This is a genomic window from Streptomyces sp. NBC_00289, assembly GCF_041435115.1.
Lineage (GTDB): Bacteria > Actinomycetota > Actinomycetes > Streptomycetales > Streptomycetaceae > Streptomyces.
The window spans coordinates 1,528,793-1,553,474 of record NZ_CP108046.1 but is presented as its reverse complement, the minus strand read 5'-3'; the positions used below and the strand labels follow the sequence as shown (position 1 = coordinate 1,553,474).

Genomic DNA, 24,682 nt, shown 5'->3' with positions numbered 1-24,682 from the left:
TCACCGCATTCCCGTGCCGGCGATGCCCTGCACGAAGTAGCGCTGGAGGAACAGGAAGAGGACGAGCACCGGCAGCATCACGACGATCGCACCGGCGAGCATCAGGCCGTAGTCGGTGACGTGCGCCGCGGCCTGACTGGTGGCGGCGAGCCCGACCGGCAGCGTGTAACTGGACGTGCTCTGCGCGACGATGAGCGGCCAGATGAAGTTGTTCCAGGACACCAGGAACGACATGATCGTGATCGTCGCGACCGCGGGGCCGGCCAGCGGAAGGAAGATCCGGAAGAAGATCCGGAACTCGCCCGCCCCGTCGATGCGGGCCGCCTCCAGCAGTTCGTCGGGGACCGACAGGGCGTACTGGCGCATGATGAACACCGACAGCGGCAGGGCCATGCCGGGCAGTGCGATGCCGGTGAGCGTGTCTGCCAGACCCAGGTCGACGGTGATCACGAACTGCGTGACGAACACCGTCGTGGACGGCACCATCATCGCCGCCATGACCGCGGCGAACGCGATCCGCCGGCCGGCGAAGTCCAGCTTCGCCAGCGCGTAGCCGGCCGCCGACGCCGCGACGACGTTGCCGGCCACCACCAGCGCCGCGACCACGACGCTGTTGGTGAGGAAGCGGGCGAAGCCCTCGGTGCGGAACAGCCGTACGAAGTTGTCGAGGGTGACGTGGAGGGGGAGCCAGGCACCGGGGTCGGCGCGGATCTCGTCGAGACCGCGCAGGGAGCCGCTGATCACCCAGAGGAACGGCAGCATCGTGAGGAGCGCGCACAGCACCAGTGCCGCGTACAGCAGCGGTCGGGACACGGACCCGCGGCGCACGGCGGTCCGGTCGGCGGACGTCACTTCGGCGCTCCGCGGCGCGGTGAGGGCCGTCATGCGCGGGGCCTGAGCAGTCGGAACTGGACGAGACTCACCAGCGTCACCAGCGCGAGCGTCACGAAGGACGCGGCCGAGGACAGCCCGAACTGGCCGGCGCCGAACTGGTGGTAGGTGTACAACGCGACCGACTCGGTGGAGCCCAGCGGGCCGCCGTCGGTCAGCAGATAGGGCTCGTCGAAAACCTGGAGGTAGAAGACGCTCAGGAGCACCGACACCAGCAGCGTGGTGGGCATCAGCAGCGGCAGAGTGATGTGCCGCAGCTGCCGCCACCGGCCGGCGCCGTCGAGGGCGGCGGCCTCGTACACGTCCTGCGGAATGGCCTGCAGACCGGCGAGGAACAGCACCATCGCGGTGCCGAAGTTGCGCCAGACGCCGAGCAGGATGACCACGGGCATGGCCAGGTGCTGGTCGTCCAGCCAGTTCGGTCCGGCCAGGCCGACCCCGCCGAGCACCTTGTTGACGGTGCCGTTGGCGTTGAAGGCGTACTGCCAGATCAGCGCCACCGCCACGATGTTGGTGACGACCGGGGCGAAGAAGACGGACCGGAACAGGCCGCCGAGGCGCCGGATGCCGGAGTTCAGCGCGAGGGCCAGCGCGAAACCGATGCCCATGGTCAGCGGCACACCGAAGGCCACGAACACGGAGGTGTTCAGGATGTCCCGCACGAAGGTGTCGTCCTGGAACAGGCGGAGGTAGTTCTCCAGGCCGGTGAAGTCCACCGCGAGCGGATGCCGCAGATCCGTACCCCGCAGGTCGGTGAGGCTGAACCCGAGCGCGGCGACGGTCGGAATGGCCGTGAAGAGCAGGAACAGCAGGGCGAACGGCGCGAGGAACAGCCAGGCGACGACGCTTCGGCGAGAGCCCGGGGAGCGCCGCGCGCCGCGTGACACCCCCGGGAGGGTGGTGGTCATCGGCTGATCACCCCGTACCCGTGCCGAGGCTTTCGGCGTACGACTGGACGTTCGAGGCCGCTCTCTCGGCGGTCCGGGTGCCCTTGGCGACGGCTTCCGTCTCCTTGCCCAGCCGGGTCGCGACCTGCTGCCAGGTGCTCACCCGCGGGAACGCCCGGGAGTTCTTCAGCTGGGTGCGGAAGGCGTCAAGGAGCGGCTGGCCCGCGATGGCGGTGTCGTCCCACGCGGAGGCGACCGCCGGCAGCGAGCCGTACGCCTTGTACTGGGCGACCTGGGTGCTGGGCCGCACGATGTGCCGGATGAGCTTCCACGAGGCATCGGCGTTGCCGCTGCCGGCGAGCACACCCCAGGTGCCGCCGCCGGAGAAGGAGGCGTTGCCCGACGCTCCGGCCGGCAGGGGCGCGGTGGCGACGTGCGACGCGGTCCAGCCGTTCTTCTTCGCGGCGGTGTCGAGCTGAGCGATGACCCAGGGGCCGGTGATCATCGCGGCGGTCTTGCCGGCGACGAAGTACGGCTGAGCGTCGAGGAACGTGGGACCGGACGTGTCGGCGGCACCCGAGGTGAAGAAGGAGGCGTTGTACTTGAGCGCGTCGACCATGGCCGGCGTGTCGAGCGTCCACCTGCCTCCGGCGGAGAGCAGCGAGCCGCCGGCCTGCCAGGCGTACATCGCCACGTCCTGGCCGTTGAAGATGTCCCAGCCGTTGTCGGCGCCGAGGCCGCGGCGCGCGCCGGCGTCCTGGAGCGACCTGAAGAAGGGCACCATCTCCTGCCAGGTGGTGGGCGCCTTGACACCCGCCTTCTCCGCCAGGTCGGCGCGGTAGACGAGCGCGTAGGTGTACGCGTACCAGGGCACCGTGTACGCGACGTCGCCGGCCACTCCCGCGTCCCAGAGACTCGTGAAGAAGCTGCCCGGCTCCACGAGGCCGTCCGGGACGGCCCGAAGGATCGACGGATCGAGGAACTGCGCCTGCGACTCGGGGAAGAACTGGGCGACGTCCGGGCCCTTCCCCGCCGCGATCGCCGCCTGGAGCTTGGTGTAGTAGTCGGCGTTCGGTATGAGCGTGAACTTCGCGGTGACATCCGGGTTCGCGGCCTCGAAGGGCTTGATGACGTTGTCGAGCACGTCGGCGTCACCCTGGGCGGCCCAGACATTGACGGTGCCGGTGGCCGGGGAGCTGTCGACGGGCCGGACGGTGGCTTTCGCGACGGGGTCTTCGCCGCGGCCGCAGCCCGCGAGGGCGAGGGTGCCGAGGAGGGCTGTGCCGCCGGTCAGCTTGAGGATGCCGCGTCGGGAGGGGTGGGACACGCTGGGCTCCTGTCTCATGGAGGTGCCGGGGACCGTGAGGGGGTTTTCGGGAAAAGCAGCAATTTCACGCCGGAGGACCTGACAGGACGGATGGGGGGGTCTGTGCGGCTGATGGTGACGCTATGGACGCTCTGTTTCGGCGGCATGCCCCGCACCGTCACGAATAATTTCGGAACGTGTAGCGAAATCCGTTCGCCCGACTATGGGCCCTTTCGCCCTGTTTCCTGAGAGTGGCGGTCCACGGCTGTTGACGGGTGTCGATCCCTACGAAACGGTCTCGATCCCGGACAGTCCTTGGGCGTCGTTGGCCGGCGGGCAATCATGTGGCCATGCAGTGGCCGCTCAGCCTTGACACCCCCGAGTGGTTCACGGCGGACGATTCGACCCTGAACGTCGCGCTCGTGTACCCGATGCAGGGGCCTGCCGGGATCTTCGGACCCGCCTGTGAGGCGTGCGCCCGGCTCGCGGCCGAGGAGGTCAACAAGGGCGGCGGAGTACTCGGCAGGGAGGTCCGGCTGCTGGAGGTCGACGGCGGCGCCGATCCGCGGCAGGTCGCCGACGAGGTCGAGGCACTGGTGGCGACGGGCGTGGTGCACGGCGTCACCGGCTGGCACATCTCCTCGGTCCGGCAGGCGGTGGCGCCCCGCATCGCGCACCGGGTGCCGTACGTCTACACCGCCCTGTACGAGGGCGGCGAGCACACCGACGGTGTCTTCCTGACCAGCGAGACGCCCGACCGGCAACTCCTGCCCGCCATGCGGCTCCTGGCCGAGACGCGGCAGGTGCGGCGGTGGTTCGTCGTCGGCAACAACTACGTCTGGCCCCGGCACACCGCCCGGGCCGCCCGCCGATACGCCCGCGCGTGCGGCGGCGGGCGGGTCTGCGGCGAGGCCTATCTCCCGCTGGGCGCCGAGGACTTCCATGACGTGCTGCGGCGCATCGAGCACGCGGACGCGGACGGCGTGCTGATGCTGCTGGTCGGCAGCGACGCGGTCCGCTTCAACCGGGCCTTCGCCGCCTCCGGCCTCGACCGGCGCTGCCTGCGGCTGAGCACACTGATGGACGAGAACATGCTGATGGCCAGCGGTCCGGAGGCGACCGCCGACCTGTTCAGTACGGCCGGATTCTTCGCCTCGCTGGCGAACCAGGACACCCTGGACTTCCACGGCCAGTACGCCGGCCGCTTCGGCCTCGACGCTCCGGCCCCCGGCAGCCTGGGCGAATCCTGCTACGAGGGGGTGCTGCTGCTCGCGTCACTCATCGAGCGGGCCCGCACCCTGGACGTCTCCGCGATCTCGGCCGCCGCCGAAACCGTCTCCTACGAAGGGCCGCGCGGCCTGCTGCGTCTCCACGACCGGCATGTGCGCCAGCGCATCTACCTGGCCGAGGCGGACGGGCTCGACTTCAACGTGCTCGCCCAACTCCGCGCTCCTGACCACCTGTTGTGACGCGCCGCGGACCGCGCGTGCCCGGGTCCTCCAGCGTCCCCGCCAGCCGGTCCAGCAGCTCGTCCAGCCGCCGCGTCTCCTCGTCCGTGAGCGGAGTCTCCAACTCGCCCCAGTCGGCCCGCACCTCGCGGGCCAGCAGCTGCCAGCGCCGCTTACCGCGCGGGGTGAGATGCGCCAGCACACGACGCCGGTCGGCGGGATCGACGCGCCGGAAGAGCAGGTTCTGGTCGACGAGCTGGTCGACCAGCTTGGTGAGGCTGGGCGCCGGCAGGAACGCGTGGTCGGCGAGGGCCGTCATGTTGTGGCCCTGTCCGTCGGACAGCAGATCCAGCACCCGCCACGCCTCGACGGTGCAGTCGAACTCGTCCAGCACGGACCGCACTCGGCGCACGGCGAGACGTTCGGTCCGGGTGAGCAGGTAGAGCAGTTCCTGGGGCCGTCTCGGCATCGCGCTCCTCCGCTCGTGTCGTCGGCCGGTACCCGAGCCTACCGTCGATCACCCGGCCCGCGACAAGGGAAAGCGGAAAACTGATCCTTTCGGCAGGAAGCATTAATTGCCAATACCGCACTGCTGTCAACCCTGTATCTCCCGTGACGACATCACAGTTTTGGGCCACTTGATTACTTCCTCTGGAAACTGTTCTTCAATTGCGCGGAAACGCAGTGGAAACAGTTTCCTCGCAGGCTGTGGTCGCACTTCAGCAACCAGCCCGGACGTCACCCCGGAACGGCTGGGGAACCCGTGCGTCAACGCCGCCGCTTCTGAAGCGCGTTCACCTCCATTCCCTCCCCGGGCTCCGCCACGGAGCCCTTCCGCTCTTATCGCATCGCCCTTCGGGGCAAGGAGGTTGTGCATGTCCGGGATCAGCATCAGCAGACGCGGTCTTCTCGCAGGTATATCGGCCGCCGGCGCGTCCGCCGCTCTCAGCGCCTGTGGCGCCAAGACGGGCAGTGAGACGGCGTCGGACTCCGGCGCCAAGGCGGACACGTCCGGCGACACCGTCAAGGTCGGTCTGCTGAACTCGCTGTCGGGCACGATGGCCATCAGTGAGGTCACGGTCCACAACGCGCTCCTGCTCGCCGTCAAGGAGATCAACGCCGCCGGTGGCGTCCTGGGCAAGAAGCTCAAGCCCATCAGCCAGGACGGCGCCTCCGACTGGCCGACCTTCGCGGAGAAGGCCGAGGCGCTCATCACGGACGACAAGGTCGCCGCCACCTTCGGCTGCTGGACCTCGGCCAGCCGCAAGGCCGTCAAGCCGGTGTTCGAGCGGTACAAGTCACCGCTGTTCTATCCCGTGCAGTACGAGGGCCTGGAGCAGTCGCCGTACATCTTCTACATCGGCGCCACCACCAACCAGCAGATCGTGCCGGCCCTGGACTACCTGAAGAAGCAGGGCCTGACCAAGCTCTACCTGGTCGGCAGCGACTACGTCTTCCCGCGCACCGCCAACAAGATCATCAAGGCGTACGCGAAGGCCAACGGCATGCAGGTGATGGGCGAGGACTACGCGCCGCTGGGCTCCACGGAGTTCAGCACCATCGTCAACAAGGTCAAGGGCTCCGGTGCCGACGCGGTGTTCAACACCCTCAACGGCGACAGCAACGTGGCCTTCTTCAAGGAGTACAAGTCCTCCGGAATGACCGCGAAGAGCATGCCGGTCCTCTCCGTCTCCATCGCCGAGGAGGAGGTCAAGAGCATCGGCACCCAGTACCTGGCCGACCAGCTGACGGCCTGGAACTACTACGAGACCACACCGGGCGCGGCCAACACGAAGTTCGTCGCGGCCTACCAGGCGGCCTACGGCAAGGACAAGCCGACCTCCGACCCCATGGAGGCGGCCTACATCTCCGTCTACCTGTGGAAGGAGATGGTCGAGAAGGCCGGCTCGTTCGACGTCGCCAAGATCAAGGCGGCAGCCGGCGGCATCACCCTGGACGCACCCGAGGGCAAGGTCACCGTCGACGGCACCACCCAGCACGTCTACAAGACGGCCCGGATCGGCAAGGTCGGCTCCGACGGCCTCATCACCGAGGTGTGGAACTCGGGCAAGCCGATCAAGCCGGACCCGTACCTCAAGGGCTACTCCTGGGCCTCCGGCCTCTCCTGAGCCCCGGCCCGACGGATGGACCCGGCCCCCTCACCGGGCCGGGTCGCCCCCACGGCAAGCCCGCACTCCCGTCCCCGAACCGGAGCCGACCCATGACGGTCATCCTCAACCAGTCATTCACCGGCATCAGCATCGGTGCCGTCCTCCTGCTCATCGCGCTCGGCCTGACCCTGACCTTCGGTCAGATGGGCGTGATCAACATGGCGCACGGCGAGTTCATCATGGCCGGCGCCTACACGACGTACGTCCTCCAGAAGTCCATCAGCGACGCCGGCCTCTCCCTGCTCGTCGCGCTTCCGGTGGCGTTCGTGGTCGCGGGCACCATGGGCGCGCTGCTGGAGTGGCTGCTCATCCGCCGGCTCTACACACGGCCGCTGGACACCCTGCTGGTCACCTGGGGCGTCTCGCTCATGCTCCAGCAACTCGCACGGGACGTCTTCGGCGCACCCAACGTGCAGACCCACGCCCCCGACCTGCTCACCGGCAACATCTCGCTGGGCGGCGGCGTCACCTTCGCCAACAGCAGGCTGTTCATCCTCGGTCTCGCCCTGCTGAGCGTCCTCGCCCTCACCCTCATCCTGCGGCTCACCCCGCTCGGCCGGCGTATCCGGGCCGTCGTACAGAACCGGGACCTCGCCGAGGTGTCCGGCATCGCCACCGGACAGGTCGACCGCGTGACCTTCTTCATCGGCTCGGGCCTCGCGGGCGTGGCCGGCGTAGCGCTCACCCTGGTCGGCCCGATCGGCCCGACGATGGGCACCAACTACATCGTCGACGCCTTCCTCGTCGTCGTCGTGGGCGGCATCGGCCAGCTCAAGGGCAGCGTCATCACCGCCTTCGCGCTCGGCGTGCTCCAGTCGGTCCTGGAGTACTCGACGACGGTCAGCGTCGCGAAGGTCGTCGTACTGGTGGCGATCGTCGCCTTCCTCCAGTGGCGTCCCCAGGGCCTGTACACACTGCGCACCCGGAGCCTCGCATGACGACAACGACCCCGTCCGCGGCGACCCCGGCGGCCATGCCCCTCGCGGCACGCCTACGGGTACCCGGCGCCTTCGCCCTCGGCGCCGTCCTCCTGCTCGGCGTCGCCCCCCTCGCCCTCTCCGACTTCCGCCTCTCCCTCCTCGCGAAGTACCTCTGCTACGCCATCGTGGCCGTCGGTGTCAGCCTCGCCTGGGGCCGCGGCGGACTCATGGTGCTCGGCCAGGGAGTCTTCTTCGGCCTCGGCGGCTACGCCATGGCCATGCACCTCAAGCTCGCCGACGCCGCCGCCACCGGCGAGACGCTGCCCGACTTCATGCAGCTCTACGGCACCGGCGACGCCCTGCCCTGGTGGTGGCGGCCCTTCGCCAACCCGGCCTTCGCCCTGCTCATGACCGTACTGCTGCCGATGGCGGTCGCCGCACTGCTCGGCTTCTTCGTCTTCCAACGCCGGGTCAAGGGCGCCTACTTCGCGATCCTGAGCCAGGCACTCGCCGCCGCCCTGTCCATCTGGCTGGTCGGCCAGCAGGCCACCACCGGAGGCACCAACGGCCTGACCGACATCCAGGGCTTCTTCGGCTACTCGCTGGACGACCCCGTCAACCAGCGCCTGGTGTACCTCGTCATCGCCGTCGTCCTGCTCCTGCTGATGATCGCCGCCCGTCAACTGTTCGTCAGCCGCTACGGCGAACTCCTGGTCGCCGTACGGGACTCCGAGGAACGGGTCCGCTTCCTCGGCTACAACCCGGCCACCGTCAAACTCGTCGCCTACGTCGTCGCGGCCGGCATGGCGGGCCTCGCGGGCGCACTGTTCGTGCCGGCCGTCGGCATCATCTCCCCGGCGCTGATCGGGATCGTGCCGTCCATCGGCTTCGTCATCGGTGCCGCCGTCGGCGGCCGGGCCTCGCTGGTCGGCGCGGTCCTCGGCGCGATCGCCGTCGCCTGGGCACAGAGCACCCTGTCGGACGCCTTCCCCGCAGCGTGGACCTACCTCCAGGGCCTGCTGTTCGTCCTCGCGGTCGGCTTCCTGCCGGGCGGACTGGCCTCCCTGCTGACCGTCGTGCGCAGGCGTCGCCGTACCACCACTCCCACCCCTGGTGAGACCGGTATCCGCACGAAGTCGGGCGGGACCGGCATCCGTACGACCGCGGGTGACACCGGAACCGTCGCGGCGATCGGCGAGGCCGGGACCCTGACGACGACCGGCGAGACCGGGTCTCGCACGACCGGAGGGACGACATGAGCGGCGACAGCGTGCGAGGGGAGGGGCTGACCGTCCGCGACCTGCGGGTGACGTTCGACGGGTTCACCGCCGTCGACGGCGTCGACCTGGACATCCGACCGGGCGACCTGCGTTTCCTCATCGGCCCGAACGGCGCCGGCAAGACCACCCTGGTCGACGCCGTGACCGGTCTGGTGAAGGCCACCGGGTCCGTCCGCTTCGGCGATCAGGACCTGCTCGGCAAGCCCGTGCAGAAGATCGCCCGCATGGGCATCGGCCGCACCTTCCAGACGGCCACGGTCTTCGAGGAACTGACCGTCCTGCAGAACCTCGACATCGCCGCCGGCGCCGGGCGCGGCGTGTGGACGATGCTGCGCCGCCGCCGGAGCATTCCCGAGCCGGTCGCGAAGGCCCTGGAGACCACCGGTCTGACCGCGCTGTGCGACCGCCCGGCGGGCGCCCTCGCCCACGGGCAGAAGCAGTGGCTGGAGATCGGCATGCTGCTCGTGCAGGACGTACGACTGCTGCTGCTCGACGAGCCGGTGGCCGGCATGAGCCACGAGGAGCGCGAGGCGACCGGTGAGCTGTTGCAGCGCGTCGGCGCGGACCACACAGTCGTCGTCATCGAACACGACATGGACTTCATGCGCTCCTTCGCCCGTAGCGTCACCGTCCTGCACGCCGGCAAGGTCCTCAGCGAGGGCACGGTCGCCGAGGTCCAGGCCGACGCCAAGGTCCAGGAGGTCTACCTGGGCCGAGCCTCGGAAGCCGAACCCGAACCCGAACCCGAACCCGAACCCGTACCGGAGCCGGCTTCGCCCGTCGCTCCCGTCGCCGTCGCCGAGGAGGCATGAGACCCATGCTGGACATCAGTTCCGTCCAGGCCGGCTACGACCGCACCACGGTCCTCCACGGTGTGACGGTCTCGGTCCCGAAGAACGGTGTCGCCGCCGTCCTCGGCCACAACGGCGCCGGCAAGAGCACCCTGCTGCGCGTCGCCATGGGCCTGATCAAGCCGAAGAACGGCGCCGTCCTGCTGGACGGCGAGGACATCACCCGCCTCGCCCCCCACCAGCGGGTCGCCCGCGGCATGGCCTACGTCCCCCAGGGCCAGCAGTCCTTCCCTCACCTGACCACCGCCGAGAACCTCCAACTCGTCGCCGACGGACGCCCCGAGGGCAAAGGGGCGGTGGCCGAGGCCCTCGACCTCTTCCCCGTGCTGCGCGAGCTCTCCGGCCGCCGCGCCGGCCTGCTGTCCGGCGGACAGCGTCAGCAACTCGCCATCGCCCGCGCCCTGATCACCCGGCCGAAGCTCCTCCTGCTCGACGAACCCACCGAAGGCATCCAGCCGTCCGTCGTCGCCGAGATCGAGGAGACGATCCTCGCCCTGACCCGGCGCGGCGGACTGTCCGTCCTCCTGGTCGAGCAGCATGTCGGCTTCGCCATGCGCGCCGCCCGGCAGTACTACGTGCTCGAGGCGGGCCGCGTCACGTCCTCGGGCGCGGGCGGAACAGCCGCCGAGCAGACGGTACGCGCCGCGCTCAGCGTCTGAGAACCAGCGAAGCATCCGGACCTCGACCGCGGCCCACCGCATCCGGTCGAGGTCCGGATGCGTCGGCTGCCGGACCGCTCACCAGCGGCTCCGCCACGACATCGGCCGGTGCGTTCCGCGCGAGGCGGGCGGCCTGACCGAATAGGAAGCCCGCCCGACGCCGTACCGCGTAGCTTCGACGTCATGAGTCATGCCTTCGTCCCCGACGACTTCGTCGTCCCCCTGGAGCTGATCACCCCCCGATTCCGCCTGGAACCGCTCGGGCCGCAGCACAACGCCGACGACCTGGCCGCCTGGACCGGCAGCATCGAGCACATCCGCGCGACCCCGGGCTTCCATGACCGGGACTGGCCCCCCGCGAACGGCATGACCTCCGAGGAGAACCTCGCTGACCTGCGACGTCACGCGGACGACTTCGCCCGGCGCAGCGGATTCACCTACACCGTCATCGAGACCACCGGCGACGAGGTGATCGGATGCGTCTACATCTACCCGTCCCGCTCCGACAACCATGACACCGACGTCCGCACCTGGGTACGGGCCGACCGCGCCCATCTGGACGCCCCACTGCACGAGGCGGTGACCACCTGGCTGACCAAGGACTGGCCTCTCGGCACGCTCAACTGTCATCCCCGCTGACAAGCATGAGACCCATGGCCGGCCGCGGCGGAATCCGTGCACTGGGTGGGGAAGCAGACGAAGCCGCGGGCGTCCGGCTCCGCGGCGTCGCCGATCTCGGACTGACCGCAGTTCCGGCCGGGACCGTGACGCGACTGCCTTGTTCCGCAGGCACTGACCGTCCGACCCGGTGATAGACATGGGGGATGGAACGCCAGATCGCCTTCGGCCACCGCGTGCCCGCAGCGCGGCCCCTGGATGTGCGGTGGATCCACGGCTCGCCCTCGGCGAAGCACAACACGGATCCCGACATCCAGGTCCACGCCTACGACGAGCACACCTTCGTGCTTCGGCAGAACAAGGCGGTGCACTACGAAGCGCCGTTCCTCTTCCTGCTGTTCGGGAACGAGCGTGCGGTCCTCATCGACACCGGTGCCACCGAGAACCCCGAGCACTTCCCGCTGCGTCATGTCGTCGACGGCCTGGTCGACGCCTGGCTCTCGGCCCACCCGCGTGACCGCTACCGGCTGCTGGTGCTGCACACGCACGGACACGCGGACCACGTCGCGGGCGACGGTCAGTTCACCGACCGCCCCGACACCGAGGTCGTCGGGGCCGACGTCGACGAGGCGTGGGCGTTCCTCGGCCTGACAGCGGATCCGGATCGGGCGGTACGGCTCGACCTGGGTGGACGCGAGCTGGAATGTCTGGCCACCCCCGGCCACCACGAGGCCGCCGTGACCTACTACGACCCCCACACCGGCATTCTCCTCACGGGGGACACCGTCTACCGGGGACGTCTGTACGTCGACCGGTGGGACGACTTCCGGCGCAGCGTCCACCGCCTCGCGGACTTCGCCGGAACACGCACCGTCACCCATGTCCTGGGATGCCACATCGAGATGACCACCACCCCCGGCAAGGACTATCCGGTGCGCACCACCTACCAGCCCGACGAGCCACCGCTGGAGATGAACGGCGAGCACCTGCGCCGCCTGCGCGCGGCCGTCGACGACATCGCGGGCCGCGAGGGCGTACATGTCTACGACGACTTCGTCATCCACAACTGACGGGCCGGCCGTCGCGTGATGCGCGGACCGGTCGGTCGTAGTTCTTAAGAGAGTGTGACGAGGCGGAAGGATCTCTGCCGCTTCACCGTCGGGTGGGCGAGCATGGTGGCTTCATCACCGATGAAGTGCCCGAACGTGCCCATTACGACACGGCGGGTTCACCGCGGTTCGGGAAGCGGCAACCGCGGCGCGGCGTCCTGGAACGGTTCCAGGACGCCGTATCCGTGCTCCGGGTGAATCTCAGACGCTGAACCGTTCGACCAGTCGCCTCATCGTCTCGAAGGCGGGCTTGGGCGCGTAGTCGTCGCTGGTCAGACCGAACTGGTGGAACAGCCCCGGATGCGCGCTGTCGGCGTCACGGAGCGCGAAGTGGGTGTAGCCGCTCAGCCCGAGACGTGTCGCCTGGGCCGCGATCACGCAGACCACTGTGTCGACGACCTCCGCCTGGCGGTGCGCGGGCCGCTCGGGTCCGGTGGGCCAGCCGTGTTCCGTGATGTGCAGCGGCAGGTGCCCGAGGCCGGCGGGGGTCAGCACCGACTCACGGTGATGGCGCAGCACTCCCTCCACGGCGTCGGCGAGGTCGGATGCGGAAACCGGTCGGAAGACGTCGGGGAAGAAGTCCAGTCCGACGTAGTCGAGGTCGGCGACGAAACCGTCCCCGCCGAGGTCGGTCAGTTCGGTGACGAAGGAGGCGGCCGGCCCGAACAGCGGCGTGGTGTTGAATCCGATCCGCAGGTGCGAGTGACCCAGTTCGCGGGCCTGCGCCTTGGCGGCGGACACTCCCTGAACGATCGCTTCGCGCACCGACGGGTAGTAACCGTCCAGGACGGGGTTCGAGGTGACGTTCGGTTCTTCCGTCACCTGCAGTGTGCTGGTGATCGAGCCGTACTGGTGGACCAACTCCCGCAGGAAGGCGCAGTAGCCGGCGACGTCCCCGCCGGCGGATCGGTACTGCGCCACCAGGTCCAAGCGGCGTCCGTGGACGGCGAATTGGACCGCGGCGGTGGGCGTCGCGATCGGGTGCGGCCCGCCGAGCCGGGTGGCGGTGTCGAACGCCGTGTAGGCGCGTACGAGGAAGGGGCGGTCTGCCCGGCCCTGGAGACGGTCGAGCGATTGCGATATGAGTGCCGGGTCGTCGGGTTTGCCGCTGGTCAGGCCCCCGGCGTCATCTCCGGTGACTCCGCCCGGATAGATCCCGAAGAGCAGGACGGTAGGTGCTTTCGGCGTCACGCGGGTGCTCCCTCTCCGTTCGGGGGGTCGGCAGGCGCGGGAGTCGCCGCCGGGGCGACCGGCCACGTGAGTGAGCCGGTGCGGATGTCGTCGATGACGGAGTCGATCCAGGCCATCTCCGCGCGGGCGAGCCCCAGCGCGTATTCGGCCTCGATGACGTGCAGGCGAGGCACACCGGTCGCCAGGGCGTCGGCGAGGCGCCGTTCGTCCTCGGCCGTGCGCTGTCGGAGGCGCCGGCCGCGCTCGCTCAGCGCCTGTTCCGCACCGCTCGGCCCGAGGGCACCGAGGTAGCTGACGGCTCCCAGGAACTGTGAGAACTCCCGCTGCGGGTTGCGGATCTGCGAGTCGAGCCGTCGTACGAGTTCGGCATGTCCCGCTTCGGTGAGGGCGTAGACGGTCCGCTCCGGGCGGTTCCCAGACCGCTGTTGTCCTTGCGAGGCCACCCACCCGGCCTCGGCCAGGGCCGCAACGGTGTTGTAGAGGGTGCCCCGGGTGATCACGGCCGCGTGGTTGTCGCTGCGTTTTTGCAGTTCGGAGAGCATGTGGTGGGGGTGTGAGCTCTGTTCGAGCAGAAGGCCCAGCACCGCGAGTACGAGGGGGTTGTCAAGAGCGCGACGTGGCATAGTCGAACTGTACCAGTCGAAATAGACTAAGTCAGTCCGAGCAGAGTGCCCTCTCCGAATCCGCACCCATCCGCGCGGGCGGCGGCTCCGGATTACCGGCGAGGGATGCTGAGCGGCCTCCCCGTGCTCGTCGCCCGCCGTGGCAGGGACGCTCCGTCCGGGCGACGAGCCCGCTCGCGCCGAAGCCTCGCGGCGACCGGCACGCGCGGCGACCGGCACGCGACGACCGTCCCCCGCCCGGTGGGCGGCGGACGGTCGTCGCGGAGGTTCGCTCAGAAGCTCGATCCCAGGCGTTCCGTCGTGTAGGCGCACTCGGTGTAGATGTAGCCGGGCGAGATCTTCGCCGTGTCCGAGGCGGGCGAGGAAAGGCTGTCGCCCTTCGGCTTGTGCAGGAAGTACGTGGTGCCGGCGGGCAGGTTGATGGTGCGCTGCGGGTAGTTCCTGCCGCTGTCGCTGCACGGTTCGAAGCCCGGGGTGATGGTGCTGCTCCAGGGGTACGTCTTGCAGCCGCCGCAGCCCTGGAGGGTGAAGCTGCCGGTGACCGGGCCCGTGTAGAGCACGGTGACCTCGTCCGGGCTGTCGTTCTGGACGGTGACCGAGATGCTGCCGCCGGTGCTTGTCGTGGGCAGGTGCCTGCCCGCGGCGGGCACCGTCTGGGCGATCTCCGCGGCGATCGCGATCTTCTTCGCCCGGGCCGCGTTGCCGGCGTTCTTGTGGGCCGACGCGTACTCGGTCATGGTCGTCTGCGCGGTCTTGAAGTCGCCGTCCTGGTACTGGTCGACCCCGCACGTGTACGTGCCCGCGTCGGCACTGTCCACCGCCCGCTGGGTGTCCTTGGCGAGGGCGGCGACGATGTCCGCCTTGTCGCCCGGCAGGCTCTCTATCTGGGAGCCGAGACCGCGCAGCTGCTCGACCGCGGCGCAGGGGTCGTCGCCGCGAAGGTCCTTCTCCCCCCGGCTGACGGCGGAGCCCACGGCCGGTTCCACCTTCGCGGCCGGCCCCGACTCCGGGAACGTGGTGAGCAGTTCACCGAACTGTGTCGTCCAGGTGGCCTCACCGCCCGTGAGCGCCTTCGACCCGCACGCGTACAGGGAGGTGGCCAGGCGATCGTCGGGCCAGGTTCTCAGTTCCCCGAGGTCCGTCCCGCGCAGGGTTGCCGGAACCGTGCGCAGGAAAGTCAGCGGCGGGATCGCCTCGCAGTACTCGCCCCGCGCGTAGGCGGCGCCGACCGTCGCGTAGTAGGTCTTCATCCGGGCGGGCACCCGCTCGGCCGCACGGGAGTCCGGGTGGTCGGCACGCAGGTCCCTGTAGCCCGCGAGTGCCTTGCGGAAGCCGTCTTCGCCGGTGCTGAACGGCTGCTTCCCGGCCGCCGTCACCAGCCGGTCGGCCCGGTCCAGCCGGTCCAGGAGCATCTGCTGCACCGCCTCGTCCCGCGCGTCGTCGTACAGCACGGCACCTCCGGCCGGTACGAGGAGCAGGACCAGCCCCAGCGCGAGGGCGAGCGGCGCCCGTCCGGGCCACACCAGAGGGGTGCGCAGGCCCACGCTCGCGCCGTGCGCCACCACGAGGACGAGGAACACGGCGTACAGGACGACCGCGAACACCGGGACACCGTCCGGGTCGGCCGGCAGCGCCGCGAGCAGCAGAGCGGCGGTGGCCACCCAGCAGAGCACCATCAGGAGCCAGCGGCGCACGAGCGCGTAGCCCAGTCCGATGCCGCTGAGGTTGAGTACCGCGACAGCGACGGCGCGCGCACCGTCGGCGGGTGCCGGCGGCGGTGCCGACGGCATGGGTGGGACGACGAAATCCTGCTCGTGCATGCCGAACTGATCACCGGTCATGGCGGCCTCCCCCGCTCAAAAGCGCCCGCACACCTGCGAGTTGACAGTGTACGGCTGAGCAGGCGATACAGACAGGGCCGATGGGAGCCGGGCGGCGGAGCGACCGGATCCCTTTGCGGGCGGGTGTGTCTGCCGTTGCGCACGCGGACCGGTGAGGGAGTTGTGGCGACGCCGGACCCGGACGAGGCCGGTGCCCCGTCGGCGGCGCTCAGTCCTTCAGCGGTGTCAACTCGGCCAGCAGGAGCGTGCGGTCGTCGGTGACACCGGTGTCACCGGTGGCGTACGGGGCGAGCAGCCGCCGGGAGAGGGATCGCAGCCCGTCCTGCTCGGTGCCGTCCACGGGGTCGGCGCTGCCCGCGTCGAGGGCCTGCGCGAGGCGGGCGATGCCCTGGTCGATGTCGGCGTGGCGGGACTCGACCAGACCGTCGCTGTAGAGCAGGAGCAGCGTCGGCTCGGTCACGTCCAGCACGGTGGGCTCGTAGGTGCCCGTGCCGATGCCGAGAGGCAGGCCTGCACTGGTGAGCGTGACCGGGGTGCTGCGTCCGTCCGAGCCACGGATCAGCGGGGGAGGGTGACCGGCTCCGACGAGGGTGCAGGTGCGTTGGTCCGGGTCCCACTCGGCGTACATGCAGGTGGCGAAGGAGGCGCCCGGTGTGTCACAGGCGAGGGCGTCGAGCCGGTGCATGAGCTCGGCCGGCGGGATGTCGAGCCGGGCCAGCGTACGGACGGCCGTACGCAGTTGGATCATGGCCACGGCCGAGGCGGGGCCGTGGCCCATGGCGTCCCCGACGATCAGGCTGACCTGGCCGCCCGGCCTCCGCAGGACGTCGAACCAGTCGCCGCCGACGATGTTGTCCTGCCCGGCGGGAAGGTAGCCGTGGGCGATGTGGCAGCCGGGGAACGTCCGTGCCGTGTCGGGGAAGAGGCTCTTGCGGATGGCGAGGGCCATGCGCCGTTCACGTTCGTAGCGGCGGGCGTTGTCCAGGGCCACGCAGGCCCGCGCGGCCAGTGACTCCACCGCCACGGCCTCCCCGATCAGGAAGGGGGCCTTGTCCGGGCCGCGGGTGCAGGCGATGAACCCGACGGCCGTTCCCCGCAGTTGCAGAGGCACGACGAGGAAGGAGGCGCTCTCGAGGAGGTCGTGTATGCGGGCGTCGCCCGGCCCGGACGCGCTGAGCCGCTCGGAGGTGTGGGTGTCGACCGCGTCGAGCAGTTGCGTCTGCCCGGTGGCGAGGGCACGCGCGTAGGGCGTTTCGCGGGGAAAGACGATGACCTGGCCGACCGGCAGCACCGGTTCCCAGTCCTCCGCCGCGTCGGCTCCCACACGCAGCGCCAGGCGCCGGGCCTCTATCTGTGGCGGGTCCGCGGTGGCGTAGGAGTTCTCCTCCAGGAGCCAGCGCTCCAGCAGGTACACGGATGCCGCGTCGCAGAATCCGGGCGTCAGCGCGTGCACGACATGCCTGCCGGTCAGGTGCAGGTCGAGTTCCGAGCCGATCACGTCGGCCGCGGGGGAGAAGACGAGCCGTCGGCGTGTGGGCACCGGCGACGGCACGTCTTCGCCGGGGCCGGGCTTTTCGTACCGCAGGGTGGTGCCTTTCCGGGGTGGGGACCGGGTCCGGCCGCGGGTCAGGAGATGGCCTCGCCGCGCGTCCCGGGCAACTATATGATGTTGCGTCAAGGCGGTTCTGGAACAGGGGAGTTGCGCGTTGCCTGACAGTGAAGGTCTTCCGCCGGGGGCTGATCCGGACAAGGCGAGCGTTGCCCGGATGTACGACGCGATGCTGGGCGGACAGCACAATTTCGCCATAGACCGTGAAGCTGTCGCTGCGTTCACGGGCATCGACCCCCAGGTGCGTCCGCTGGCGCGGGCCAACCGCGCGTTCCTCGGGCGGGCCGTGCGTTTCCTCGTCGACTCCGGTGTGCGGCAGTTCATCGACCTGGGCTCGGGCATCCCCACGCAGGGCAACGTGCACGAGGTGGCACAGGCGGCCAGCCCGGGAGCCCGGGTGGTCTACGTGGACAACGACCCGGTGGCCGTGGCGCACAGCGCCTCGCTGCTCGGGGACAACCCGGACGCGGACATCGTCGACGCCGACATCCGCAGGCCCGCCGATGTCCTGTCCTCGCCGCAGGTGCGCAAACTCATCGACTTCGACCAGCCCGTCGCCGTACTGATGATCACGATCCTGCACTTCATCACGCCGGAGGAGAACCCCGCCGGCCTGGTGGCCGCCTTCCGGGACGCGCTCCCCGACGGCAGCTGGCTGGCGCTCACGCACGCGACGGACCAGGACCGTCCGGACACCGCCGCCGCCGTGGGACAGCTGTACCGCTCCCGGGCCACGTCCCCGGTCACCGCCCGCTCGCACGACGAGATCCTCGGCCTCTTCGACGGCTTCGACCTGGTGGACCCGGGGCTGGTGTACGTCCCGCTGTGGCGTCCGGGCCCGGACGACGTGGTCCCCGAGGATCCGTCGCAGTACTGGGTCTACGCGGGCGTGGGCCGCAAACAGCGGTAACCCGCCGTACGGGCCGGTGAGCCCGCGGCGCCTGGCCGAGAACGTCGAGGCACCACGGGTCGGCCCCACGCGAAACCTCACCGGCATCCGGGCGATCCGCGGGGCTCGCCGCCAGGACCGGTCCGCGACCACCACGCCGGACGGATCGCCCGCCGGCTCACAAGCTGGGGGCCGCAGCCGTCAGGACGCCTCCACCGCGGTCTTGATCCGCTGCCCGAACGCGTTCGCGTCCTTGCGTGCCGCACCCAGCGCGAAGCCCACCAGCAGCTTGCCGATGCCGTGGCCTTCGAGGATGTTGAAGATCCGCACGTTGGTGGTGCCCGAAGCGGTGGCTTCCAGGTCGTAGCCGCCCTCGTCCGCCGTCACGACGTTCTTCGAGATCTCCGTCCACCGGATGCGGTGGGGAGCCTCGAACTCGGTGATCCGGAACTTCCGGCCCGTCTTCATGCCGGCGTCCTTGACCGTGCTCGTGAAGACCGTGCCCACTGCGGTCGGGCCCTCCGGAGTCTTCGTGATCTCCTGGACCCTGGGGCTGAACTTGGGGTCGTTGGTGCCCGCGGCGAGGAAGGCGAAGACCTCCTCGACGGGGCGGTTGATCTCGGCTCTCGCCTCGAACTGACCGGCCACGGTTCCTCCTGTGCTGCGGTCGACGGGGCTCCGTCCGGGAGGGAGCTCCGGGTGCGGGCATGCGAGTCCGCCAAGCACCCTCAGCCTATCGGCCCGGCCCCGCCCGTGCCGCTCAAGTCGGCAGCCCGGAGGAGCCGCGGCGGAGAGCGCGGCGGGGTGTGGCGGGCCGCACCCTGATGCGCGCTCGTCCACCGCGAGGCCGCGCGCGTACGACGGGTAACGCCCTTTCGTGGCCGTCGCGGAGCCGCCGTGTCCCGGCGCCCGGCACCCGGCCGGATCTCCACCGGCGCCGTGTCGCCCGCCGCCTCGACGGTCCCGCACCGTGTCGCGGTTGCCCGGAGCGCAACCTGTCCTGACCGGCCGCGTTGAATTCGTTGGGTGATGTCAAGGAATCACGGGGAAGTAGTGGCGACAACGGATAGGAGGTTGCCGTGGAGGGTGGAGATCTGGAACTGGGTGAGCTTCTGGCCGCCGCGGAGGCGGCTCCGCCCGGGGAGTCCGTCTACGTGGTCGCGCGCGATCTGCGCAAGCGGCTCGGGGCGGAGCGGGTGTCGTTTCTGTTCGTCGACCTCATCGGTGAGCGGCTGGTGCGCCTGACCGCGGAGGCCGAGGGTGACACACCGGCCCGGGCCCAGCGGATCGAGCTGCAAGGGAGCGTCTACGACAAGGTTCTGCGGAGCCAGCGCCAGTACGCGGAACCGGACGGGCAGGGCGGGCGGCGCGTCATCACGCCGGTCACCAACCGCGGCGACTGCATCGGCGTCCTGGAGGTGACACTGCAGTACGCCGACGACACCGTGCTCGGACAGGTCGCCGAGGCGGCACACGCGCTGGCCTACATCATCGTCACGGACCGCCGCTTCACCGACCTGTACCACCTGGGCCGGCGCACCACCAAGACGAGCCTGGCCGCCGAGATCCAGCACCAGTTGCTGCCCTCGGCCCCCTGCTGCGAGGCCCCCCAGTTCACCCTGGCGGCGGGGCTGGTCCCGGCCGACGACATCGGTGGCGACACGTACGACTACACGCTCGACCGCGACATGCTGCACCTGTCCATCACCGACGCCATGGGCCACGACACCAACTCCGCCCTGCTGGCGACGCTGCTGGTCGGTGCGCTGCGCGGGGCCCGCCGCAGCGGCTGTGACGCCCTCGCGCAGGCTCACAGCGCCCACGAGGCCCTGTTGACCCACAGCCGTGGCCTGGCCACCGGGCAACTGCTGTGCGTCGAGCTCGAGACGGGCATCTGCGAACTGGTCAACGCCGGACATCCCTGGCCGCTGCTGCTGCGCGACGGCACCGTCGAGGAGGTCCGACTCGCCGTGAACCTGCCGTTCGGCGTGGCGGCGCCCACCTCTTTCCGCGTGCAGGAACTGCGGCTGCGCCCCGGGGACCGGCTGATCCTGCTCACGGACGGCATGCAGGAGCGCGGTGCGGGAGCGGTCGATCTGGCGGCGCTGATCCGCGACACCCGCGCCGCGCATCCGAGGGACGCCGTCCGCGCCCTGACGACCGCCGTGCTGGACGCCTGCCACGGCAATCTCAAGGACGACGCCACCGTCATGGTCCTGGACTGGCACGGCCCCCAGCAAAAGGACCAACCGGAACCGTGAGGGCCGGCGGGGGCCGGCGGGGTGGTGGTCCGGGAAGCGCCCGGAGTGACGTAGGGTGGGTATCACCGACGCGGGGTGGAGCAGCTCGGTAGCTCGCTGGGCTCATAACCCAGAGGTCGCAGGTTCAAATCCTGTCCCCGCTACTGCCGACCAGGGCCCGGATCTCACGATCCGGGCCCTGTGTCGTTCCCCACCACCGCCAACGGAGGCGGGTGGCCGGACCGCGCTCGGAGCGAGGACGCCGGTCAACCCGCGATGGAGTCCAGTTGCTCCGCTGCCGGACGCAGGGCCCACAGATCGCCGCCCGGTGGTTCCTCCAGCAGGCGTACGGCCTTCCGCGCCCGGGGGTCTCCCGCGTCGGCGGCCGCGTGCACGATGTCGGCAGCCGCGTAACGGTGGAACTCGAGCTCCGGGTGCGGCCAGGGGGCGGCCGCGGTCGCGGCGGGCAGCAGGTAGTCCACCGCTCCGAACAGGCTCTGTCCGTCCGGGCCCCGGTACGTCCACAGGTTCACGCCGACGTGCCGGCCGATGTCCGCGAGCCGGGTGTAGGCGACCAGGTCGAAGGTCGAGTAGTGCCAGCTGCGGGTACGGGCCAGTTCCTGTGGCTGGCTGCCGTCGGCGGCGATCTGCGGAGCGATGCGCTTGTCGCGGGCGTCCAGGACCGTTCGGCGAGCCAGCTCCTTGTCGCCGGTCGCGTAGGCGAGGGCGGCGAGCTGCATGTCGTAGAAGGTGCCGTGGTTGTTGGCTGCGGCACCCTCCTGCTTGCCGAAGTCGCTGTCGCGGAGCCAGCCGAGGAAGTCGCTGTTCCACTTCGCCATGGCGGTGCGGTCCGTCCTGGTCCAGCCGGCCGCGCCGGTGTCGAGGATGGCGAGTGCGTCGAGGACGCTGGTGTACGACTGCGAGAAGTCGATGATGCCGATGGCGCGGCCGTCGTACTTGCACGGGATGAACTGCGCGTGGTCCAGGTTCGGGTTCATCCGGGTGGCCGGAGTGAGGAACCAGGCGCGCAGGATCTGCCCGGCCTTCACGGCGTACCGCTTCTCGCCGGTGTAGTACCAGGCGAGGGAGAGGTCGTAGGCGGAGTCGAAGACCTTCTCGACGTCCTGGCGGTCGGTGCCGGTGTCGACCTCGGGGTTGCGCTGACCGTCGCGCTGGACGTACGGACAGCCCCACGGGTTGTCGGCGGTCGGCGGCTGGGAGGGCCACCAGTACGGGGCCTGGCTGAGGTAGTCGTGGACGTCGCCGCCGGGTGCGGGCCTGGGTTTGTCGACCACGGTCCAGGGGCCCTGGTTCAGCCACCCGTCGGCCCTGGCCGTCAACGCCCTTGCAGCGCGCCGCAGTTGTGGGTCGCCGCGATCCAGACGGATCTTCGCCTGTTGCAGGCGGCTGCCGTCGAGGACGGCGGTGCGCGGAACCTTCGGTGCGGTGTGCGCGGGGTGTGCGGCCTGCGCCGAGGCGGCGGGTACGGCGCCCGCGATGAGAGCGACCAGGGCCGCCAGGAGGACGCCGAGGCGGGGACGAGCACGCATCGATCAACTCCGATCAGGTAGGTGCTGAACACGGCCCGCGGGCGAGGGGCGGTCCGGCCGCTCGCCCAGGCGGGCCGCATGCGGTGGGCGGCCGTCCGCTAGGGCCGCAGCTCGCGCTGGGCGTCGTACAGGTTCCGCGGTCGTACGGCGTCGGGGCGGCCGTACATTTCCAGGCGCGTGTGCAGGTCGCCCGCGAAGTCGGGGACGTCGATCTGGTCGAACTCCGTGACCTCGCCGATGCCGACGGTGGCGGAGTACGGTGCCAGGGCGTCGATCTTCATCAGGCCCGCTCGGCCGTTGGTCACGCGGATGTTCCAGTGGGCGAAGCGGGCGCCGAACAGCGGACCCGCGCTCGCGTCACCACCGTGGCGGCCGGTGTTGTTCACGGTGATGTCGGTGCGGACGTTGGCGAACGGCAGGCCGCGGTGACTGTCGAAGGTGCCCATCCGCATGTCGCCCCGCGACCAGACGTTGTACGAGGACAGCCCCTCGACGTTGATGCCGTGCAGCTGGGTGTTCGACGGCGCCGGGGTGGTGCGTTCCTCGATCGTGAAGTCCTCGATGAGGTTGTCGTGCGAGCCCTCGCGGCAGAAATAGGGGTGATGGGAGCCGCGGCCCGCGACCCGGGTCCCGCGCAGGGTGCAGGCGGACGCGGCCACCAGGCCGAAGCCGTTGTCGACATGGCGCACGGTCACGTCGTCCACCCAGCAGTCGTACGCGCACTGCAGGACGACGCCGTTGTGCCCCTTGTCGAGCAGGTGCTGCTGCTGCGGCGTCTCCACCGCCTCCAGGGTCAGGCCCTCGACACCTGAGCCCGTCAGCTCCGGTACGTGGGTGGTGAACTGTGGGTCCCATTCCGGGCGTACGTCGAGGGGGAGCGGGCGTTCCAGCGTGACCGTCCGGCCGTGGACGCGGGTGATGCGGACCGGCCACTCGTAGGGGACGTAGGAGGTCAGCTTCGTCTTGTCGTCCCAGTAGTACGCCTCGGGGCCCGGGCCGCCGCCGGCCATGTGCTCCAGCAGCGTGTGCCCCGGGTCGTCGGCGAGCCGGAGGAGGACGAGACTGCCGGGGCGCAGCTCGGCGGGTCGGGCGACCGTCACCGTCCGGGAGCCCTGGCGGGCGGGGGCGACGCTCGTCAGCGGCCGCCATTCGTCGCGCCGGTTGCCGGTCCAGCCCTCGAACGGCCATGCCCTCGCCCGGATCGCGGCGACGAGGGAATCCCAACGGGCCTCGGGTGCCAGCCAGATGAGCCCGCCCGCCCAGGACCAGGAGGACTTGTCCCCGCCGTAGCGAGAGCCGTAGACGCCGATCAGCTCGGTGAGATTGCGCGTCGCGTACAGCCGTGTGCGGCCGCTGCCGGCGCCGCGCAGGACGACGTTCGAGTGACCGACGCGGATGACGTCGTCGATCCGGAAGGTGCCGGGCGGAATGGAGACCGTGCCACCGCCGGCCCTTCCGGCAGCGGCGATGGCACGGTTGATCGCGGGGGCGGAGTCGGTCGTGCCGCCCGCCGAGGCGCCGAAGGCGCGGACGTCGAACACGAGGGGGCGGCGGGCGAAACGCGTCGCCCCGCCGCGGTAGCCGGCTCGGCCGACGTAGGGGATCTGGGGGTGGGTGTAGGGGGTGTGGGCGAACTCCCTCCAGAGACGGGGAATTTCACCGTGCGGTGCGGGTGCGGGTGCGGATGCGGCGGCGGTAGCCGCGGCGCCACTGCCGACCACGCCGGCCGCTACGACCGCGGCGCCGCCCAGCAGTTTTCGTCTCGTGATGCCGGGGAACCCGCCCCCGCTTTCGTTGACGTTCCCTTCGCTCATGTCCGCCCGCCCTTCGTCGGAATTCATGTACATGAACAACGTCCATAATTGTGTCGGCCGTGAGCATGCCATGACTTCTCTCAGGCGGAAAGAGGTCTGCACGGCGCAACTCAGGAGGCGAAGTCGTTGGCGGGGTTGTTCACGTAGCTGACCTCAGATCTCGATTCGGCCCGGGTCGCCCTCGGGTCGACCGTGGGCCGCCGACGGGACGGGAGCCCTTGGCTGTGGCACAGATTGCGCCTACTGTCCTGTTATGGCTGGTGTGCGCGTCGGGCCGGTGAGCGCGTGACCGGTCCGACTTGTTCGCCGTGGCGACGGAGGAGGCATGTGGCCCGATGAAGCGCAGGGGGGCGACGGGTCACTGGACGCGGCCCTGGCGGTCGCCTTGGCCGGCACCGTGCGCCGTACCGGGGCCTCCATCGGAGGCCTCTATCTCATCGAGGACGCGGCACCGATGCTGCGCCTGGTGGCGCTGTGCGGCCTGCCGATCGAATTCTCCGCGCCGTGGCACAGGCTGCCGCTGAGCGCTCCGGTGCCGGTCGCCGACGCCATCCGGGACGACCGGCTCGTCTGGATCGGGGGCCAGGAGGAGATGGCCCGCCGCTATCCTCGCGCGGCCGCCGTCCTGCCGTACCAGTTCGCACTCGCCGCGACCGCGGTGACGGGGACGCACCGCTGCTGGGGCGGCGTCGTGCTGATGTGGCCCGCCGACCATCCGCGCGAGACCACGCCACGCGAACGAGGCCACATCGCCTCCAGCGCCCGCCTCCTGGGGCGTCTCCTGG

21 protein-coding genes and 1 tRNA gene are annotated in these 24,682 nt (G+C 70.2%); 11 read left to right on the top strand and 11 right to left on the bottom strand.

Features of this window, described 5'->3' with window-relative positions:
- From OG985_RS07610 to OG985_RS07600, 3 genes are read right to left on the bottom strand one after another with little or no spacing between them, the layout of a single operon-like run.
- On the bottom strand, positions 1–885 hold the full coding sequence (locus tag OG985_RS07610; RefSeq protein ID WP_371667462.1) for a carbohydrate ABC transporter permease: 885 nt from the start codon (positions 883–885) through the stop codon (positions 1–3).
- Positions 882–1,799, bottom strand: coding sequence for a carbohydrate ABC transporter permease (locus OG985_RS07605; protein ID WP_371667461.1), 918 nt, complete (start codon positions 1,797–1,799; stop codon positions 882–884). Before OG985_RS07605 ends, OG985_RS07610 begins: the two co-directional genes overlap by 4 nt.
- 7 nt (positions 1,800–1,806) lie before the next feature.
- On the bottom strand, positions 1,807–3,105 hold the full coding sequence (locus OG985_RS07600; RefSeq protein ID WP_371667460.1) for an extracellular solute-binding protein: 1,299 nt from the start codon (positions 3,103–3,105) through the stop codon (positions 1,807–1,809).
- Between the two features lie 329 nt (positions 3,106–3,434).
- Between OG985_RS07600 and OG985_RS07595 the strand changes: the two genes are divergently transcribed.
- Positions 3,435–4,553 carry a substrate-binding domain-containing protein gene (locus tag OG985_RS07595; RefSeq protein ID WP_371667459.1) on the top strand — a complete coding sequence of 373 codons (1,119 nt, stop codon included), beginning with the start codon at positions 3,435–3,437 and terminating at the stop codon, positions 4,551–4,553.
- Here the strand turns inward: OG985_RS07595 and OG985_RS07590 are convergent.
- Complete coding sequence (locus OG985_RS07590) at positions 4,510–5,001, bottom strand: MarR family winged helix-turn-helix transcriptional regulator (protein WP_371667458.1); 492 nt, start codon at positions 4,999–5,001, stop codon at positions 4,510–4,512. The two genes, OG985_RS07595 and OG985_RS07590, sit on opposite strands and share 44 nt — an antisense overlap.
- Before the next feature lie 406 nt (positions 5,002–5,407).
- On the opposite strand from OG985_RS07590, the gene urtA reads away from it, so the two are divergent.
- From urtA to OG985_RS07555, 7 genes are all read left to right on the top strand, one after another.
- Entirely contained in the window at positions 5,408–6,661 is a 1,254-nt protein-coding gene (urtA, locus tag OG985_RS07585) for an urea ABC transporter substrate-binding protein (RefSeq protein ID WP_371667457.1), read from the top strand.
- 92 nt (positions 6,662–6,753) lie between these two features.
- Positions 6,754–7,641 carry an urea ABC transporter permease subunit UrtB gene (gene urtB, locus OG985_RS07580; protein ID WP_371667456.1) on the top strand — a complete coding sequence of 296 codons (888 nt, stop codon included), beginning with the start codon at positions 6,754–6,756 and terminating at the stop codon, positions 7,639–7,641.
- Positions 7,638–8,882, top strand: a complete 1,245-nt coding sequence (gene urtC, locus OG985_RS07575; protein WP_371667455.1) for an urea ABC transporter permease subunit UrtC — start codon at positions 7,638–7,640, stop codon at positions 8,880–8,882. Before urtB ends, urtC begins: the two co-directional genes overlap by 4 nt.
- 11 nt (positions 8,883–8,893) lie before the next feature.
- Positions 8,894–9,715, top strand: coding sequence for an urea ABC transporter ATP-binding protein UrtD (urtD, locus tag OG985_RS07570; protein WP_371674291.1), 822 nt, complete (start codon positions 8,894–8,896; stop codon positions 9,713–9,715).
- A gap of 5 nt (positions 9,716–9,720) precedes the next feature.
- A complete protein-coding gene (urtE, locus tag OG985_RS07565; protein ID WP_371667454.1) occupies positions 9,721–10,413 on the top strand; it encodes an urea ABC transporter ATP-binding subunit UrtE in 693 nt (230 codons plus the stop codon).
- 183 nt (positions 10,414–10,596) lie between these two features.
- The gene (locus OG985_RS07560; RefSeq protein ID WP_371667453.1) at positions 10,597–11,052 is read left to right on the top strand and encodes a GNAT family N-acetyltransferase; all 456 of its coding nucleotides are present in this window, start codon (positions 10,597–10,599) and stop codon (positions 11,050–11,052) included.
- Between the two features lie 185 nt (positions 11,053–11,237).
- Entirely contained in the window at positions 11,238–12,101 is an 864-nt protein-coding gene (locus OG985_RS07555; RefSeq protein ID WP_371667452.1) for an MBL fold metallo-hydrolase, read from the top strand.
- 240 nt (positions 12,102–12,341) lie between these two features.
- On the opposite strand, the gene OG985_RS07550 is transcribed toward OG985_RS07555, so the two are convergent.
- The 4 genes from OG985_RS07550 to OG985_RS07535 form a co-directional block, all read right to left on the bottom strand.
- Complete coding sequence (locus OG985_RS07550; protein WP_371667451.1) at positions 12,342–13,331, bottom strand: hypothetical protein; 990 nt, start codon at positions 13,329–13,331, stop codon at positions 12,342–12,344.
- On the bottom strand, positions 13,328–13,954 hold the full coding sequence (locus OG985_RS07545) for a helix-turn-helix transcriptional regulator (protein WP_371667450.1): 627 nt from the start codon (positions 13,952–13,954) through the stop codon (positions 13,328–13,330). The genes OG985_RS07550 and OG985_RS07545 overlap by 4 nt, the downstream gene beginning before the upstream one ends.
- A gap of 272 nt (positions 13,955–14,226) precedes the next feature.
- A complete protein-coding gene (locus tag OG985_RS07540) occupies positions 14,227–15,795 on the bottom strand; it encodes a hypothetical protein (RefSeq protein WP_371667449.1) in 1,569 nt (522 codons plus the stop codon).
- Between the two features lie 208 nt (positions 15,796–16,003).
- Positions 16,004–17,335: a PP2C family protein-serine/threonine phosphatase gene (locus tag OG985_RS07535; RefSeq protein WP_371667448.1), complete on the bottom strand. Its 1,332-nt coding sequence runs from the start codon at positions 17,333–17,335 to the stop codon at positions 16,004–16,006.
- A gap of 166 nt (positions 17,336–17,501) precedes the next feature.
- Here OG985_RS07535 and OG985_RS07530 point away from each other — a divergent pair, with 166 nt between their 5' ends.
- Positions 17,502–18,314: an SAM-dependent methyltransferase gene (locus OG985_RS07530; RefSeq protein WP_371667447.1), complete on the top strand. Its 813-nt coding sequence runs from the start codon at positions 17,502–17,504 to the stop codon at positions 18,312–18,314.
- Positions 18,315–18,494: 180 nt separating this feature from the next.
- On the opposite strand, the gene OG985_RS07525 is transcribed toward OG985_RS07530, so the two are convergent.
- The gene (locus OG985_RS07525; RefSeq protein ID WP_371667446.1) at positions 18,495–18,941 is read right to left on the bottom strand and encodes an SRPBCC family protein; all 447 of its coding nucleotides are present in this window, start codon (positions 18,939–18,941) and stop codon (positions 18,495–18,497) included.
- 431 nt (positions 18,942–19,372) lie between these two features.
- Here OG985_RS07525 and OG985_RS07520 point away from each other — a divergent pair, with 431 nt between their 5' ends.
- A complete protein-coding gene (locus tag OG985_RS07520) occupies positions 19,373–20,554 on the top strand; it encodes a PP2C family protein-serine/threonine phosphatase (protein WP_371667445.1) in 1,182 nt (393 codons plus the stop codon).
- 69 nt (positions 20,555–20,623) lie between these two features.
- A tRNA-Met gene (locus OG985_RS07515) sits at positions 20,624–20,697 on the top strand.
- Positions 20,698–20,799: 102 nt separating this feature from the next.
- Here the strand turns inward: OG985_RS07515 and OG985_RS07510 are convergent.
- Positions 20,800–22,083, bottom strand: a complete 1,284-nt coding sequence (locus tag OG985_RS07510) for an alginate lyase family protein (RefSeq protein WP_371667444.1) — start codon at positions 22,081–22,083, stop codon at positions 20,800–20,802.
- A gap of 98 nt (positions 22,084–22,181) precedes the next feature.
- Positions 22,182–23,897 carry a glycosyl hydrolase family 28-related protein gene (locus tag OG985_RS07505; RefSeq protein WP_371667443.1) on the bottom strand — a complete coding sequence of 572 codons (1,716 nt, stop codon included), beginning with the start codon at positions 23,895–23,897 and terminating at the stop codon, positions 22,182–22,184.
- Positions 23,898–24,682 lie beyond the last annotated feature (785 nt).

Coding starts and splice junctions, on each gene's coding strand:
- OG985_RS07610 (WP_371667462.1), bottom strand. CDS start 885: ATGACGGCCCTCACCGCGCCGCGGAGCGCCGAAGTGACGTCCGCCGAC.
- urtE (WP_371667454.1), top strand. CDS start 9,721: ATGCTGGACATCAGTTCCGTCCAGGCCGGCTACGACCGCACCACGGTC.
- OG985_RS07595 (WP_371667459.1), top strand. CDS start 3,435: ATGCAGTGGCCGCTCAGCCTTGACACCCCCGAGTGGTTCACGGCGGAC.
- OG985_RS07590 (WP_371667458.1), bottom strand. CDS start 5,001: ATGCCGAGACGGCCCCAGGAACTGCTCTACCTGCTCACCCGGACCGAA.
- OG985_RS07555 (WP_371667452.1), top strand. CDS start 11,238: ATGGAACGCCAGATCGCCTTCGGCCACCGCGTGCCCGCAGCGCGGCCC.
- urtB (WP_371667456.1), top strand. CDS start 6,754: ATGACGGTCATCCTCAACCAGTCATTCACCGGCATCAGCATCGGTGCC.
- urtC (WP_371667455.1), top strand. CDS start 7,638: ATGACGACAACGACCCCGTCCGCGGCGACCCCGGCGGCCATGCCCCTC.
- OG985_RS07540 (WP_371667449.1), bottom strand. CDS start 15,795: ATGACCGGTGATCAGTTCGGCATGCACGAGCAGGATTTCGTCGTCCCA.
- OG985_RS07505 (WP_371667443.1), bottom strand. CDS start 23,897: ATGAGCGAAGGGAACGTCAACGAAAGCGGGGGCGGGTTCCCCGGCATC.
- OG985_RS07545 (WP_371667450.1), bottom strand. CDS start 13,954: ATGCCACGTCGCGCTCTTGACAACCCCCTCGTACTCGCGGTGCTGGGC.
- OG985_RS07605 (WP_371667461.1), bottom strand. CDS start 1,799: ATGACCACCACCCTCCCGGGGGTGTCACGCGGCGCGCGGCGCTCCCCG.
- urtA (WP_371667457.1), top strand. CDS start 5,408: ATGTCCGGGATCAGCATCAGCAGACGCGGTCTTCTCGCAGGTATATCG.
- OG985_RS07560 (WP_371667453.1), top strand. CDS start 10,597: ATGAGTCATGCCTTCGTCCCCGACGACTTCGTCGTCCCCCTGGAGCTG.
- OG985_RS07510 (WP_371667444.1), bottom strand. CDS start 22,083: ATGCGTGCTCGTCCCCGCCTCGGCGTCCTCCTGGCGGCCCTGGTCGCT.